This is a genomic window from Endozoicomonas sp. 8E, assembly GCF_032883915.1.
Taxonomy (GTDB): domain Bacteria; phylum Pseudomonadota; class Gammaproteobacteria; order Pseudomonadales; family Endozoicomonadaceae; genus Endozoicomonas_A.
The window spans coordinates 2,210,158-2,227,286 of record NZ_CP120717.1; the positions used below are offsets into that span (position 1 = coordinate 2,210,158).

Genomic DNA, 17,129 nt, shown 5'->3' on the forward strand with positions numbered 1-17,129 from the left:
GGGGATGCGTTCCTCCCCTGAAAAACTGACTCTAAGCGCGAGATAAGGTATGGGTTCGCACGCTGAGACCCACAGGGCCTGAAAGCACGGGAACCAGAGTTTCGCAACACCCTCCATCAGGAAGGCACTTCTGCTGAGCAATCTCACTTCTGCTCAGTTTCAGACTGAGAGCCTGAGGCGGTAGTCAGAAAGCCTGGTTGAGAGGTACCTCTGTTATCTTGAACAGGAGCTATCTGATCATAGCCCTGTCGCCACTTATAGAAGGCTCCCAGAGTGTAGGAGTAAGGAATACTTTCTGCATGAGAAAATGACCATTCAGGCACATTTTCCCTGAAGTATTTCTCCCAGCTATTCTCGAACAGCTTCATGGTGCGATCCCGGCGTTCACGGAACTGCAGGTAGTTTTCTTGTCGGGTCCAGCCGTGCGTACTGTTGCTGGCTTTAACACGGTTTGCATAGTCTTCATCGGTTTCAGTGAAGCGTTGAGGCGAAGCAACAGCGGTACGTTTCCCATATTCATCGTCTGTTTCACCCATGCCTATCCAGCGATTGATTTTGTCCAGACTGCGACCCAAAGGTCCACCCAGCCATTGAGTGAGCATCCTGTTGTCGTTCATAAAGAAGTCGAAAGTGAGACTCGATGCCAGCGCGAATGCGAATGTTTGGGTATAGGTAAACCCTGATAAAAGGCTATGGACGTATGTACCGGTGGTGGCTACCGGACCCAGCACCAGACCGGCTGCGGCGGAGGCCAGCGTTTTCACTGTGTGTGGTGTCACCCTGTGCAGCAGCGGTACCTGAATCCCTTGTCGGGAACCCATGGATTTCACTATTTCCGGCACCAGACGGAAAATGCTGCGATACATTTGAGGGTTGGCGTTGTGCTGTCTGGCAAACAACATGGAGCCGGTTTTCAGCAGAATGACTGCAGAAGCGGCCTTGCCGAGTGGCATGGCCAGTCCGCCCACTTCAGAGATGTGTTCAATTCTGCTGTGGTAGGCATATTGGCCGGTTCGGTCAAGATCAGCACTGTAGCGTTCCAACCAGTGCTGGAAAGGTGTGAGCATTCTGTGCAGATAATCGCCCCTGTTGGTCAGGTCCAGAAGATAGAGGAACGACATGTTTGACAGGGACAGCCCGGCAGCCTGCCAGGCGCTACGATCTACCAGAAGAGGTTTGTAGCTGGAGTAGTACCAGGTGACAGCCTGTACCAGAAAGGCTGAAGGTTTGACCCAGTAATCCTTTAGCTGCTGCTCAACCGCTGCGGCATGAGCCTGCATCAATGTGTCATGGATAGCCTTGATCAGTTCTGATTCAGATATTCCAACAGCATTGGCATAAGGTGTCAGGGTATCCTGAGCGTTGGCCAGGAATGCTGCTGTCCTGCGGCCATTGTCAAAGGCAATATCGTCAAGAACATAGTTGGCGATAACAGCAACTGCGTACTCTTTCATGCCAGCAACCGACTCTTTCAAACCTGCCGGGCCATTGGCAGTCAGGGTCACAGGAGTCAAGACACTCTGTATGAATTCCTCGGCACCTTTGTCGGACAGCATCTGGACAACCTTCCTGAACTCAGACACCCTGATGCCGTGTTTATAATCAAGGAAGTGCTCAAATTCATCCACTGTCTGATAACCGTCGACCCCTCTGACGGCTTTCATGTAGTTCTCAAGTTCAACCCTGCTGATCAGACCTTCACGCAGCAGGGCTATGATCCTGTTACCACTGGCAGAACGGGCAGCGAAATATTCCGAGAAGCCTTTCAGGTCCTTTGGTTCATGCTCGACGAAGTGAAGGGCTGTTTTACCCATGCCGTAAATTTCGTCGTCGTATTCTTGTGCTCCGGTTTTTATCTCATTCCTGGCTCTGTGCACCAGAATCTGAACTTCTTCCAGGGCCGTCAGAGAACTCGTTTTCAGGCGCTTGAAGAGTTCCACAAGTCGACTGGCCTGGGCAAACGTCAGTTCGTCACCCACCAGTGCCTGCATGCGAATCGCTGCAAATTCGTTGTCAAAATCGAAAGCTGTAAGACAGGGTATTGTGTTACCGCTTTTTACTGCTGATTCTGCCAGAGCAAATGCGGCTTCGAGAGCTTGTTTATTGACAGCGTGCTGCTGCGCGAATGTCTGGATAGCGTCCCGAACTTCTGCCTGTTTCGGCGTGAACTGGAAGGGACCAGGATTATTTTCGACGGCTTTCCCGGCATTAATCAGGACTTCCTTCATTTTCTCAATGTCTGATTCCCTGGTTCTAATGTCATCTTCCAGAGGGGCTTGTTCCCGGACCGTCAGCTTATGTTCAGCTTCTTCTAATACTCGTTTCGCGATGGCCAGCTCACGATCAAGAGCGTATCGGGGTTTAGGTCCCAGGCGCGCTATTTGCCTGTCAAGCTCATTCTCAATGAATGAGATACGCTCATTAACATCAGGCCAACCCCCCTTGAAAGCAGCTTCATTAAGCTGTATGAGTTTTTCTGTAATCAGACTGTTCTGTTCCTCAACAGAGACATGAACTTTAAAGTCTTCGATGTTAAGTTGATGAGCCAGTTCATTGTTTCTGAGTCTTTTGACACTTTCATCTTCATAGTTTTCGTTTACCTTATCCATCAGTACAAAAGTTTTGATACATAGATCACGCCTTCGCTGAAACAGGCTGAGATCCTTTTCAAATTCTACCCCCAGATCATTGGCCAGCTTAGCGGTTAAAGCCATGCCTTTTTCCATAGCAGTAAAGCTTTTATAAGGGTCGATTTTTAGCTCTTCTTCTATAGCCATTAGATAAAATGCCTGTTTTACTTCGGCTCGCTTATCCGACTCTTCGACTTTAAAGGTAAGACGCTCACGAATACTGTCGAGTCTGACCCTGGCCACCATCTTCTCCGAAGCTTTGCTGCCATCTTCCCAAAGGACTTTATCCATCTGGTCCAGCATGTATTCCGAAATCTGATCGCCAGCAAGTTTTATACGAACCTGGTCTAATCTTGCAGTTTTGTCATCACCTTCATTGATTTTGATGTTGAATAATTCTTCTAAGGCTTCCAGTATCTTCAGGGCCTCTTCCTGCGATCGTTGTCTGGCTTCTTTGATATGGGTCTGCATAACATCAGAAATCGCCTGGCGTCGGAGATAGGCATCGTCCTCGACAGAGAAGAGATCCATCTTCAGGACGCTTTCCACGGCTCTGAGTTTCCCAAGTACTTCAGGCATGGCTTTGGGGGGGGCGGGGGTTTTGATGTCATCCAGTTCTTTTTTCAGCTCTACAAGCTCAAAGAGCTTGGCATTGACTGTTGATTCCAGAAGATCACGGCTTTCTGGTCTGTCGTCTGGACTCAGCTCTTTACCAAGTACCGCTGCCAGAGCATCTTTTCTGTCCCTGGTGTAAGAATTCTCTAAATATTGTTGATTGCTCAATTTCTGAGTTCTCTCAGCCAAAGACTCAAGTTTCTGGTTCATGACGTCTTCGTGACTGTCCATGGTCTTAAGTTTTTGAATCAGAAATTGTTCTTGGACATGCATTATCTTAATTCTTTGAAGCAAGCGTTTTTGCTGAAAGTCAATATCTGCATCGAAATCAAAATCCTCAATGTTTAAATGTACGGCAAAGGTTTTATATTGGCTTTTTATTGCAGCCTCTGCGCTGGTGGCCAGAAAATGCCGTTGCAACCGATCAAGAATGGCCTGGCGACGGGCTACCAGATCAGCTTCGTTATCTGGCGCCAGATTGAGCTGACTTTCAATGCTCGCCAGTTTCAGGCAGGTTGCGCCATCAGATGGGTCTGGCATTTGTTGCATATGCTGTTGAATGGTCTGATAGCGGGCATCCACATCGTTTTCATCCACCGGGATAATACCGAACTGGCCTTCAATGACTGCCAGTTTTGCAGTCAGAGTTTCCATACCGGATCTTCCTGCTGCCAGCCATTGTTTGATTTCATAAATTTTTTTTCTGATGAGTCTGTTTTGTTCTTCTGGTGGCTGGGCATCATCCCAGTTATCAATACCAAGCTCTGCGGCCATTTGAGTGTTAAGGGCTTTTGTGGCTTCTGCCCTGATATTACGAACTTGTTTTTCCAGCTCCGGGATTCGTTGAACTTGCTGCAGAATTTTCAGTTCCTGATTTTCCAGATCTTCCAGCTCGATGTGAACCCTTGCAAGCTCCTCCTCAACTTCCCGATAGCGCCGCTGTGCTCTCAGTTTTCCCTTCTGACTGACATTCGCTCTCTCTGTTGTGCGCCGTAAGTTGTTATGAAGTTGGACGAGTTCCTCTTCTTCTGCCTGTAGTTCCTCCAGTTTTTCAAGCAGCTGTCTGGTCATGTCTCTTATGACTTTGGCTGCAAACTTTTTGTCGTTCCCGCGAGAATCGGTCTGCACCTGATTGATATCGTTGATAACGGGTACAAAATTCTGAATATTCCGGGCAAAATTCGGGTTGATCAGAAGATTTCTGAGTACAGGTTTGAAACCGAAGTGTTTTACTAGTTGAGTATGCACCCAGAGTGGGGTGATGACTGACGAAGCGACTCTTATGTGTTCCAGTGTGAACTCAAATTCAGTGGCAAAAATCGTATGATCGGGAGTCGCACTGGCCAATGCCTGCTGGAGATATTCGTAATAAACAAGTGCATGCATTGCCAGTTTTTCTTCGTTTGTGAGCATCGTCGGCAGGTCTTCGTGAACCTCAGCACCGTGCCGCGCAACAAACTCCTCCAGTATTGCCATCTGCATGCTTCGAATGGTGTACCGATAGCTTTTGGCCTTATATTTTTTAACCTGTGTTACCAATGCAGCGGCGTGGGTATGACCCTCAACTTCCTGCCATAGTTTATAGAGGTTTTCTACAAAAACGATTTCACGGGGATTCAGTTTCTGACCATGGAAAACAATCATCTTCCCCGGAACTTCTGCTACTTCCAGCTTTGGATAACCCGCAGGCACAGGATGAATCTGCCTGTCATCCGCGACCTGTACAACGTAGCCGACGGGTTTGCTGTGTGCTAACAGTTTATTAAGAGCCTGTTGTTGTAACTCCTCTCCCAGGACATGAACCTGGATATAGGCAGAGGTGGCAGCTGCCAGGAGAACATCGTCATTGACAAAGAGTGATTGACCCAGGCGCTGCAGTTCAGGGGGCTGATCTTTCGAAGCGATATGACGCATGAAGGTGCGCCCGTTCACTGCAACTTTTTCTACTTCAATGGTGGCAAGGGCAACATAGTGATCACTGGTGCCGAGATTTCCTGTTCTGTCATAGACAGTATTCAGCAAATCATTCAGTCGAAAGGGGTTGGCGATTTTCGTTAAGGGCTCTAATGATTGGGCGCCGTACAGTGGCCAGGGAAATCCGGCACGAACCGCCTCAATGGAATCCTGATCGGTCATTCCGGCTCTGACTTCAATGACCAGTTCCTTTTCCTCAAGGTTATGGGTGAACCTGAAGACGCCCTCATCACCTACCTTCAGTACTTTGGTGTATTTCTGAGCCACGTCATTCTCGTCTGTTGCAAACAGATCAACAATGGACATGACGCCATCAACAAAAGAAAGAACTTGTGTAAAGCTTACATCAGGAAGGACCTGGTTCTCCTTGTCTGCAGCCAGAGCAGTGTAGGTGGTTGTACAGGATTTGGGTATTGGCTGCTGGTCAGGATCTAAAGTTGGCCGAACCATGGCTTCACTGTGGGTAAACTCCATATGTCCATTGACCAGAATATTGATAGATTTTGTCCTCAGCTTCCGATCGGCCAGTGTTTGTGTGGCAATGATCGAAGAGCTGATTACAATGGCTACTGCAAGGCTTAATGCACTGGGGCGAGCATTCGTCATTCCAATACCTCAGAAGTCTGTGGGCTCAGAAGGAGAGGTTACAGTTGGCGTAACCGCCGGTGTTTAAGTACTCAACCATACGAAATCATATTTTCTGATTCATTGTTCAGGCACTCTGACTGAGGGTGTCGCAAAACTCTCTCCAGCGTGGGAACGAGTTGACTCCCAACATTCCCGGCTTCATTCCCGCGAAGGCGGGAATCCACACTGACTCTCCACCAGAACCATACTGCCCGGTGCCCCCCCCTGGCCTTGTCATCCCCGAGAAGTCAGAGATCCACCGTTGGCGCTGGATTCCCGCCTTCGCGGGAATGACGACCTCAGAGCATGGGAACGAGCTGTTGAAGTTTTGCGACACCCTCTGACTGCGTTGCAACTCTGGTCACATAGCTTGCTATGTTCCCGTCGTTGTGCCTTGCAGAGCACCTGCCCAATAAACCAGAAATATTCGATTCCGTATGGCTGAGTACTTAATGGCTGCAAACTGATCGCCCGAGGTGTTGGTTAGAAAGCTTGATTGCGGGGCATTTCTTTTATCATTGGTAAATGGCTCCAAGAGTGTAGGAGTATGGAATGCTTTCTGCGTGGGAAAACGACCATTTAGGTACAATTTCCCTAAAGTATTTCTCCCAGCCATTCTCGAAGATTTTCATGGTGCGATCACGGCGTTCACGGAACTGCAGGTAATTTTCATGTAGGGTCCAGCCATACATCTTGTTGCCTGCTCTAACACGGTTGGCATAGGCCTCATCGGTTTCACTGAAGCGTTGAGGCGTGGCAATAACCGTACGTTTCACATATTCATCCTGCGTTTCACCGATGCTTCGCCAGCGATTAATGCTGTCAAGAGCGCGGCCCAGAGGACCACCCAGCCATTGAGTGAGCATCTTGTTGTCGTTCATAAAGAAGTCGTAAGTGAGACTCGACGCCAAGGCGAATCCGAAGGTTTGAGCATAGGTAAAACCGGATAAAAGACCGTGGGCGTACGTTCCGAAGGTGGCTACCGGGCCCAGCACCAGACCGGCTGTGGCAGAAGCCAGAGTTTTTACTTTTTGTGGTGTCACCCTGTGCAGCACAGGTACCTGAATCCCTTGCCCGGAACCTATGGATTTCATTATTTCGGGTACCAGACGGGACATGCTGCGATACATCTGCGGGTTGGCGTTGTACTGTCTGGCAAATAGCATGGAGCCGGTTTTCAGCAAAATGACGGAGGAAGCGGCTTTACCCAATGGCATGGCCAAGCCACCCACTTCAGAGATTTGTTCAATCCTGCTGTGATCGGCATATTGTTTGGTTCGGTCAAGATCAATACCGAAGCGTTCCAACCAGTGCTGGAAAGGTATGACCATCCGGTGCAGGTAATCACCCCTGTTGGTCAGATCCAGAAGATAGAGGAATGCCATGTTTGAGAGAGACAGTGTGGCAGCCTGCCAGGGGGTCTGGGTCGCCAGCAGGGGTTTGTAGCTGGAGAAGTACCAGGTGACAGCCTGTACCAGAAAGGCTGAAGGTTTGACCCAGTAATCATTGAGCTGCTGCTCAACCGCTGCGGCATGAGCCTGCATCAATGTGTCATGGACAGCTTTGATCAGTTCTGATTCAGAGAGTCCGGCAGCATTGGCGTAAGGTGTCAGGGTATCCTGAACATTGGCCAGAAACGCTGTCGTCCTGCGGCCATTGTCAAAGGCAATATCGTCAAGAACATAGTTGGCGATGACAGCAACCGCGTACTCTTTCATGTCGACAACAGAAGCTTTTATACCCGCCGCGCCAGCCACCGTCACAGGGTTAAAGGCACTTTCCAGGAATTCATCAATCCCCCTGTCGGACAGCATCCGGACGACCTTCCTGAACTTAAGCACCTTGACGCCGTGTTGGTAACCAAGGAAATGTTCAAATTCGTCCACTGTCTGATAACCGTCGGCACCTTTGACGGCCTTCATGTAGTTCTCAAGTTCAATCTTGCTGATCACGCCTTCACGCAGCAGAGTTATGATTTTGTTACCGCTGGCAGAATGGGTAGCGAAGTATTCCGGGAAATCTTTCAGTTTCCCCGGTGCATCTTTGACGAAGTGAATGGCTGTTTTGGCCATGCCGTTAATTTCGTCGTTATATTGTTGAGACTCGGTTTTCATCTCTTTTCTGGCCCTGTTTGCCAGAGTCTGGACTGCTTCCAGAACATTCAAGGGCCGATCTTCAACAGGTTCGAAAGGGCGTTCCGGGAAGTTTGTCTTCAAACGCGTGAAGAATTCCACAATTCGACTGGCCTGACCGAACGTCAGATCGTCTCCAGCCAATGCCTGCAAACGAATTGGCGCAAATTCATCGTCAAAGTCGAGACTTGAAAGAGGGCGTATATTCTCAGGTTTTTTTGCTGCTAATTCTGCCAGACCTAATGCGACGTGCAGAGCTTGTTTCTTGAGAGGGTGCTGCTCCATGAAGGTGTGCATATCGGTCAGAACTTTTAACTGCCCCGGCGTGTACTGGCAGGGACTACCCTCATTTTCGAGAGCTTCCTCTGCAGTCCCCGGGGCTTCCTCTGCAGCCCCAAGGGCTTCCTTTAACCTCTCAACATCTGCTTGCCTGGTTTCAATCTCCTGTTCCAGGCGGGCCTGTTCCTGAGTCAGTTGTTGGATATAGCCGCCAGTACCATCATCACCGCCTAGCTCTGCCTGCCTGTTTCTCAGGGCATTAACCCGGTATTCATTGGTGTTAGTGGCGTCTGGTTTAAGACCGATGAGTCTTTCCATCGAGTCAAGATGGGCTTCAAGATCCGTCAGGTCCTCTTCTGCTTTTGCTACAGCCTTACTTTTCTGCTCCAGGGCTTTATTCAGCTGAACTATTTCTTTCTTGTATACGGCTTCAGTCTTCTCATCGGTGTTTTCAAAACGCTTAATTTCCTCTTTCTTAAGTTCCAGATTCTCTCGTGCATTCCTCTCTTCAAGCAGTGCACTGGTCACCTGCCTGTTTTTCTTGTCGTGACGACGCAGGAACTGCCTGACTTGAATGTACTTTGCCTTGGCCAGAGGCAGTTCACCCAATGGTTCAGCAACTTTATCATCTTGGTCTTGATCATTATTATCTGGATTGCTCCGAAAGATAACAAAGTAATCATCATCTTCCCGAAAACTTTCGACATCTCCTCTCATCTTGAGGTTCGTATCTGTTTTGGCTCCCAGTTGCTCAAGGATTTCATTCCGTGTCGCTTTACTGTACCTCCCCAGGAAATGCATGATGTCCTCAATTCGCCCTGCAGGTCTTTGTTCATCACCTGCAGCCAGGCCGAGGCCGGTCTGCAATTGTTTCATTGCCTTAGTGAAAAGCATGTCGTCTTCATCGGAGATATGTTGGACGTCAGCACGGTTCCCCGCAAATAACACATTTTTGCCACGAATTTCATTCAGTTTGCGATGAACATCAGTCAGCTCGCTTTCAGCTTCTTTTAATGCTCGACTGGTCATGGCCAGATCACGATCAAGGACGAATCGAGGCTTAGGTCCCAGGCGAGCCATTTGCCTGTCAAGCTCTGCATTAATGGCTGCGATACGCTCATGAACCTCGGGCTGATCTACTTTTAAAACGATTTCATGCAGATATTGGAGAGTTTCCTTAATGAGATTGGACTGAACATCCACAGCCGCATCGTCTTTATAGTTCCCAATGCCAAGGCGATGGGCAATCTCGTTATTTCTGGTTCTTATGATACCTTCGTTATCGTAGAGTTCGTCTAGCTGATAAATCAGTGCCTGAATTTTGGCTGCCATAACTTCCTTCTGTTCATTCAGGCTGGCATCTTTTTCAAATTCTATTTCTAGAGCATTGGCCAGTGGAGCAATGAAAGTCTGGCTTGCTTTTTTAGCAGCAACGTTTTTACTTGTGTCGATACCCAGCTCGTCTTCTACAGTTTCAAGCATCCTTGTCTGTTCCTGTAAGGCTCGATGACCGGCGCCTTCGATATAAAAGACAAGACGCTTACCAAGCCTCCGAATTTTATCTTTCCAGTATTCGTTCTCAGGTATGAAGTCTTCTTGCCTGAAGGCATGCTCTAGATGATCCAGTTTTTTTTCGGTGATATCATCGCTGACAAGTTTTGTAAGAACTCTGTGAAGTCGTTTTTCGTCGTGATCACCTTCATTGACCTCGATCCCGAGGATTCCTTCGGCGTTTTTCAGTAACTCCAGTGCCTCTTCCTCTGTCCGCTGTCTGGCTTTTGTGATGAATGTCTGAATTTCTTCAGAAATGGCCTGACGACGACTGTACTCATCGTCCTCTCTACCGAGGACATCCATGTCCAGGGCTGCTTCCAGAGCACTCAGTTTATGAAGTACTTCAAGCTTGAATTCGGGGGGATTTTCTACACCTGCAAGTCTGTCGTCCCCGTGCTTAGTGTCTTCTGACAGTACCTGACGGTCTTCTAACCTGTTGCCTTCAATCAGTGTAAAACCAAGAACCTCCCTCAGGGTATCTTTCCTTAATTTGACGCAAGCTTCGTCCTCAGTGGCTTGAGCATTCAGGTTCTGAATACTCTGAATCAGGCGTTCTTGTTGAGCGTCAATATCTGTATTGCTATCAAAATTCTGAACGTTTAAATGTTCGGCAAGAGCTGCAAAGCGGGCTCTGATTTCAGCTGATTTTTCAGCCTCTGTGCTGGTGCTTTGTTGCCTCTCTTTCACCAGTGCCAGTTTTTCCGGGTCGGACAGGTCTGTCTGTTGTTGCTGATACTGTTGAATGGAGTGAGCGTTGGCAAGCGCTCTGTGCATGTCGTTAATTTTCTCCAGAAGGCGTATGGCTTGCTCATCCGGTGACCAGGTATCATCCCAGTCATCTATGCCAAGCAGTATTGCCATTTCAGAGTTGTAAACACTTCTGGCATCAAGGACTTGTCGTTCCAACTCGTCGTCGGTCTCAGTCAGCTGTCTGGCCATGTTGTCGGAGAAACTGACGACATTGGGTATATAGCTCAGAATCTTCTGAACAGAATGCTGGTCAGTCAAAAGATTTCTGAGTACGGGTTTGAAGCTGAAGTGTTTTAAGAGTTGGTCCTGCATCCAGGCTGGCGTGATAACTGACGAAGCCGCTTTGATGTGTTCCAGTGTGAGCTCAAATTTATGTGTTTTATCCGGAGTCGCACTGCTCAATGCCTGCTGCAGAGATTCATAGTTCGCAAGCGCAATCGCCGTCAATTTATCTTCCTGTGCAAGCGTCATTTGATCTTTGTTAACTCCGGCTTCGTGCCGTGCAACAAACTCTTCCAGTACTGCCATCTGCCTGCTTCGAATGACGTACCGGTAGTTATTGACCTTATGTTCTTCAATCTCTGTTGTTACTTTATGAATGGGGTCATTACCCTCAGCTGCTGCCAGGAGGTTATTGAAGGTTTCCACAAAAGCGATATCGGCTGCGCTCTGTTTCTGACCATGGAAAACAATAATCTCTCCGGGGGCCTCGGTCACTTCGAGTTTTGGATAACCGGCGGGCACAGGGTAAGCCTGCGTGTTATCCTCAACGTGCACAACATATCCGACGGGTTTATGGTACGACAGCAGTTTATTGAGAGCTTCCTGTTGTAACTCTCCTCCCAGTACATGAACCTGTACATAGGCGGAGGTGGCCGCTGCCAGGAGAACCTCATCATTGACAAACAGCGATTGACCCAGACGCTCCGGTTCAGGAGGCCGGTCACCCCCTGAGATAAGACGCATGAATGTGCGCCCATCGACATCAACCTTGTCTACTTCAATAGTGGCAAGGGCAACATAGTGATCACGCGAGCCGAGGTTTCCTGCTCTCTCATCGACGCTTTCCAGCACTGCAAGCATCTGTGTGGGTCTGGCGATTTCCGTTAAAGGTTCCAGGGATTTCATGTCAGCCCATTGAGAAAGAACAACCTCAACTGAGTCCTGATCGGTCATTCCGCCTCTGACTTCAATGACCAGTTTCTTTTCTTCAAGGTTATGGCTGAACCTGAAGACTCCCTCATCTCCCACCTTGAGGACTTTGGTGTATTTCTGAGCAACGTCATTCTCGCCGGTTTCAAACAGATCAACACTGGAAACCTGACAATCGAAATCGGAAAGAATGTTTGTAAAGCCTCCGGCAGGACCAATATAGCCCGCCCTGAGTCCAGAGAAAACAGGATCAGGGTAGGTGGTTGTATAGGATTTAGGTATTGGCTGCTGGTCATCATCTAAAGTTGGCCGAACGATAAACTCGCTCTGGGTAAACACCACATGTTTATCGCTCTGAATATCGATAGATTTTATCTGCAACCTGCGATCGGCCAGTGCCTGTGTAGTAAGCATGGAAGAATTGATTGCAATCGCCACTGCGAGGCTTAATGCGCTGGGGTAAGCATTTGTCATTCTACTACCTCAAACAAAGCATCCAAAGTGTAGGAGTAAGGAATACTTTCTGCATGGGAGAATGACCATTTAGGCACATTTTCCCTGAAGTATTTCTCCCAACCATTGTCAAACAGTTTCATGGTGCGATCCCGGCGTTCACGGAACTGCAAATAGTTTTCGTGTCGAGTCCAGCCATGCATCGTGTTGTTTGCTTTAACACGGTTTGCATATTCTTCGTCGGTTTCACTGAAGCGTTGAGGCGTGGCAATAGCCGAACGTTCCACATATTCATCGTTCGTTTCGCCGATGCCCCGCCAGCGATTTATCCTGTCAATACTCCGGCCCAGAGGTCCACCCAGCCAATGAGTTAGCATCTTGTTGTCGTTCATAAAGAAGTCGAAAGTGAGACTCGATGCCAGTGCGAATCCGAATGTTTGGGCATAGGTAAACCCAGATAAAAGACCGTGAGCGTATGCTCCGACAGTGGCTACCGGGCCCAGCACCAGGCCAGCTGTGGCAGAGGCCAGATGTTTTACTTTTTGCGGTGTCACCCTGTGCACCAGCGGCACCTGAACCCCTTGCCCGGAACCCATGGATTTCACTATTTCGGGCACCAGACGGGAAATGCTGCGATACCTGTAAGGATTGGCGTTGCGCTGTCTGGCAAACAGCATGGAGCCGGTTTTTAGCAGAATGACTGAAGAAGCAGCTTTACCCAATGGCATGGCCAGTCCGCCCACTTCAGAGACTTGTTCAACTGCACTGTGGCAGGCATATTGACCGGTCCGGTCAAGATCAACACCGAAGCGTTCCATCCAATGCTGGAAAGGTGTCAGTATCCTGTGCGTATAATCGCCCCTGTTGATCAGATCCAGAAGATAGAGGAACGACATATTCGAGAGGGACAGCTCGACAGCCTGCCGGGCGCTTTGGGTCACCAGTAGCGGTTTGTAGCTGGAGTAGTACCAGGTCACAGCCTGTACCAGAAAAGCTGAAGGTTTGACCCAGCAATCCTTTAGCTGCTGCTCAACCGCTGCGGCATGAGCCTGCATCAAGGTGTCATGGACAGTCTGGATCAGTTCTGATTCAGATATTCCGGCAGCATTGGCATAAGGTGTCAGGGTATCCTGAACATTGGCCAGGAAAGCTGCCGTCCTGCGGCCATTGTCAAAGGCAATATCGTCAAGAACGTAGTTGGCGATGACCGCAGCTGCGAACTCTTTCATGCCGGTAACAGACTCTTTCATACCTGTCGGGCCAGCCGCAGTTACAGGAGTAAGGGCACTTTCTATGAATTTCTTAACGCCCTTGTCGGACAACATCCTTACGGCCGCCTTGAAGTGAGTCAATTTGGTGCCGTGTTTGTAGCCAAGGAAGTGTTCAAATTCGTCTACTGTCTTATAATTATCAGCTCTTCTGATGGCCTTTATATAGTTCTCAAGTTCAACCTTGCTGATCAGGCCTTCATGCAGCAGCGCCATGATCCTGTTACCAGTGGCAGAATGGGTAGCGAAGTATTCCGGGAAGCTTTGCAGGTCACCTGGTTTATGATCGAAGTAGTGAATGGCTGTGTTGCCCATGCTGTGAATTTCTTCGTCGTATTGTTGAGGCCCTTTCTGTATCTCATTCCTGGCCCTTTGCACCAGCGACTGGACTTTTTCCAGGATATTCTGAGACTGATCCTCCGTAAGCTCGTGAGAAGGTTCCGGGAAGCGGGTTCTCAGGTTCCTGAAAACGGCCACAATTCGGCTGGCCTGGTCAAACGTCAGTTCGTCTCCGACCAGTGCCTGTAAGCGAACCGGTGCCAATTCATTGTCAAAATCGAAAGATCCAAGCCAGGGTATTGCCTTGCCGCTTTTTACTGCTGATTGTGCCAGACCCATTGCGGCTTCCAGAGCTTGTTTCCTGAGAGGGTGTTGTTGCACGAAGGCGTGCATATCGGCCCGAACTTTTTCCTGTCCTGGTGTGAACTGGAAGGGACCGCCGTTATTTTCGACAGCTTCCTCTGCAGACTTCAGGACTTCTTTTATTCTCTCAACGTCTGCTTTCCTGGCTTCAACCTCAGCTTCCAGACGGGTTTTTTCCTGAGTCAGCTGCTGGCTCATCTTGCCACCAGTACCATCATCACTGTCCGGTTGTGCCTGTCTGTTTCTCACGGCATTAACCGGTTGTCCATTGGTGTCAGTAGCGTCCGTTTCAAGATCCACGGCTTCTTCAATGGTATTAAGAGCGGGTTGTTGCGAGATACGTCGGAGGTAAGCACGGGTTCCGGTAAATACAAGTTGTTTGACGCGCATAACATCCAGTTTTTGATGAGCAGTCTCCAGCTCACTTTCAGCTTCTTTTAATAAGCGCCTGGCTGTGGCTAACTCACGATCAAGAGCGTATCGGGGTTTAGATCCCAGGCGGGCCATTTGCTTGTCAAGCTCATCCTCTACAGCCGCAATACGCTCATTAAGATCAAGTTTGCCCGCTCCGAGAACTGCTTTGCGCAGCTGTGTGAGTTTTTCTTTAATCAGACTGACCTGGTCGTCAATAGTGGCATGATCCTGATAGTCTTCAATGTTGAGTTGATGGGCAATTTCATTGTTTCTGTCTCTTTTGATACTTTCATTTTCATAGACTTCTGAAACTTCATCAGTGAGTGCCCAAGCCTTGGCTAATAGAAGATGCTTCTTGCCAGACAGGCTGAGATCCTTTTCAAACTCCACCTGCAGAACATTGGCCAGTCTGGCAGTCAGAGCCTTGCCTTTTTCTATGGCGGCATCGCTTTTATAAGGGTAGATCTCCAGCTCATCTTCTACAGACGAAAGATAATAGGTCTGTTGTTCTTTGGCTTGTTGTTCCCATTCTTCGACTTTAAAAGTAAGACGCGCATGAATCGAGTTGAGTCTGACATCCCTTCCTTCCAGATCTTCCGGGGCTGTGCTGAAATCCTGCCAGAGGATCTTGTCCATCTTATCCAGGTCGTAAGCTGAGACAGCTGGGCCATCAAGCCTTTTATGAATCCTCTCAAGTCTTGCTGCTTTGTCATCACCTTCATTGATTTCGATGTTGAAAATTTTTTCTATGGCTTCCAGTATGTTCAGGGCCTCTTCCTCTGAGTGCTCTCTGGCTTCTCTGATGTATTTCTGTATGTCTTCAGAAATGATCTGGCGATGGAGATACACATCGTCTTCATAACTGAGGCGGTTGTCCTCAAGGGCTCTTTCCACAGCTTTTAGTTTATTGAGTACTTCAGGCCTGGTTTTGGGGTGACATGGCGTTCGGTCTATTGTTTCTTCCAGTTTTTCAAGCTTATTTTCCGCTTCCCAATAGGGACTTTGTGCTTTCTGCTTTTCCTTGGCACTGGCATCGGCTCTTTCCGTTTCGCGCTGCAACTGGCTTTTAAGCTGGAAGAGTTTGGCCTCTATGGTCTGTAGCTGTTCTCGCCTGCTGTCCATCTTAATATGCTCTTTGGCCATGTCACTCAGGACTTTGGCAGCAAACTGTTCATCGTCGTAAAAAAAATCGGTCATTAAATGGGAGTAGACAGGTATAGTATTGAGAATATCCTGAACAAAATGCTGGTTAGTCAGAAGATTTCCAAGTGCGGGTTTGAAACTGAAGTGCTCTGAGAGTTGAATCTTCAACCAGGTTGGCGTCATGACTGACGAAGCGATTCTGAAGTGTTCCAGTGCAAACTGAAATCCATCTGCCTGATCTGAAGCAGCACTGGTCAATGCCTGCTGGAGAGATTCATAGTAGGCCAGCGTAATCAGTTGACTTTCGTCAAGGTCAGCATCGTGCTGAGCAGCAATCTTTTCCAGCATTGTCATCTGCCTGCTTCGGATGACGTACTGATAGCTTTTGACTTTATGTTTATTAACCCATACTGCAGGAGTCAGGTTATTTGCCTCGGCTTCTGCCCATGATTTATAGAGGCTTTCTACAAAAGCGACATCATCCGGACTCTGCATCTGACCATGAAAAACAATCACCTCCCCCGGAGCTTCTGCCACTTCCAACTTTGGATAACCGGCGGGCACAGGATAAACCTGTGTGTCATCCTCGACGTGTACAACATATCCGACGGGTTTGCTCTGTGCCAGCAGTTCATTAAGCGCCTTCTGTTGTAAATCCTCTTGCAGGACATGGACCTGGATATAGGCAGAGGTAGCTGCTGCCAGGAGAACATCATCATTGACAAAGAGTGATTGACCCAGACGATGCAGTTCAGGAGGCTGATTACCTGCAACGACAGGACGCATGAAGGTACGCCTGTTCACTTCAACTGCTTCTACTTCAATGGTGGCAAGGGGTACATAGTGATCACTTGTGCCAAGCTTTCCTGCCCTGATATTGGCAGCTTCGAGCACATTAGCCAGACCTTCGGGCCCGGCAATTTTTGTTAGCGGTTCCAATGCTTCGATGCCAGGAAATCGATCACGCACAGTCTCAACGGTATCCTGATCGGTCATTCCGCCTCTGACTTCAATGACCAGTTTCTTTTCATTAAGGCTATGGGTGAACCTGAAGACTTCCTCATCACCGACCTTCAGGACTTTGGTGTATTTCTGGGCAACCTCATTCGCGCCTGTTTCAAACAGATCAATGCTGGAAACGTCAGCACTGATGGCAGAAAGAATGTTTGTAAAGCCATCAGAAGGAACGATATAGCCCTCTCTGGTTGGCGTCTGATCCGGGTAGGTGGTGGTAAAGGATTTAGGTATTGGCTGCCCGTCTTCACCTAAAGTTGGCTGAACCCTGACCTCACTCCGGGTAAACTCCACTTGTCCATTTTTCACAATATCAATAGATTTTGTCAGCAACCTGCACTCGGCCAGTGCCTGGGTACCGATAATGGAAGAGCTGATTGCAAGTGCCACTGCAAGGCTTAATACATTGGGGCGGGCAACTGTCATTCTATTACCTCAGAGCTGCCAAACGCTGATGGCTGTTCTGTTAAACTGTTGAGTGA

The 17,129-nt window shown here is 48.6% G+C and carries 4 protein-coding genes; 1 reads left to right on the forward strand and 3 read right to left on the reverse strand.

Translation table 11 applies throughout. The features are described from left to right. Nucleotides 1-143: 143 nt before the first annotated feature. A complete protein-coding gene (locus P6910_RS07955; protein ID WP_317145734.1) occupies nucleotides 144-5,825 on the reverse strand; it encodes a hypothetical protein in 5,682 nt (1,893 codons plus the stop codon). Nucleotides 5,826-5,950: 125 nt separating this feature from the next. Between P6910_RS07955 and P6910_RS07960 the strand changes: the two genes are divergently transcribed. Then, a complete protein-coding gene (locus P6910_RS07960) occupies nucleotides 5,951-6,190 on the forward strand; it encodes a hypothetical protein (RefSeq protein ID WP_317145735.1) in 240 nt (79 codons plus the stop codon). Nucleotides 6,191-6,361: 171 nt separating this feature from the next. Here P6910_RS07960 and P6910_RS07965 read toward each other — a convergent pair whose 3' ends face one another. Beyond that, the gene (locus P6910_RS07965; RefSeq protein ID WP_317145736.1) at nucleotides 6,362-12,187 is read right to left on the reverse strand and encodes a hypothetical protein; all 5,826 of its coding nucleotides are present in this window, start codon (nucleotides 12,185-12,187) and stop codon (nucleotides 6,362-6,364) included. Continuing rightward, nucleotides 12,184-17,073 carry a hypothetical protein gene (locus tag P6910_RS07970; RefSeq protein WP_317145737.1) on the reverse strand — a complete coding sequence of 1,630 codons (4,890 nt, stop codon included), beginning with the start codon at nucleotides 17,071-17,073 and terminating at the stop codon, nucleotides 12,184-12,186. Before P6910_RS07970 ends, P6910_RS07965 begins: the two co-directional genes overlap by 4 nt. Between the last annotated feature and the right edge of the window lie 56 nt (nucleotides 17,074-17,129).

Bases quoted from the DNA above. Each gene is read 5' to 3' on its own strand.
- P6910_RS07970 (WP_317145737.1), bottom strand. From the start codon at position 17,073: ATGACAGTTGCCCGCCCCAATGTATTAAGCCTTGCAGTGGCACTTGCA.
- P6910_RS07965 (WP_317145736.1), bottom strand. From the start codon at position 12,187: ATGACAAATGCTTACCCCAGCGCATTAAGCCTCGCAGTGGCGATTGCA.
- P6910_RS07955 (WP_317145734.1), bottom strand. From the start codon at position 5,825: ATGACGAATGCTCGCCCCAGTGCATTAAGCCTTGCAGTAGCCATTGTA.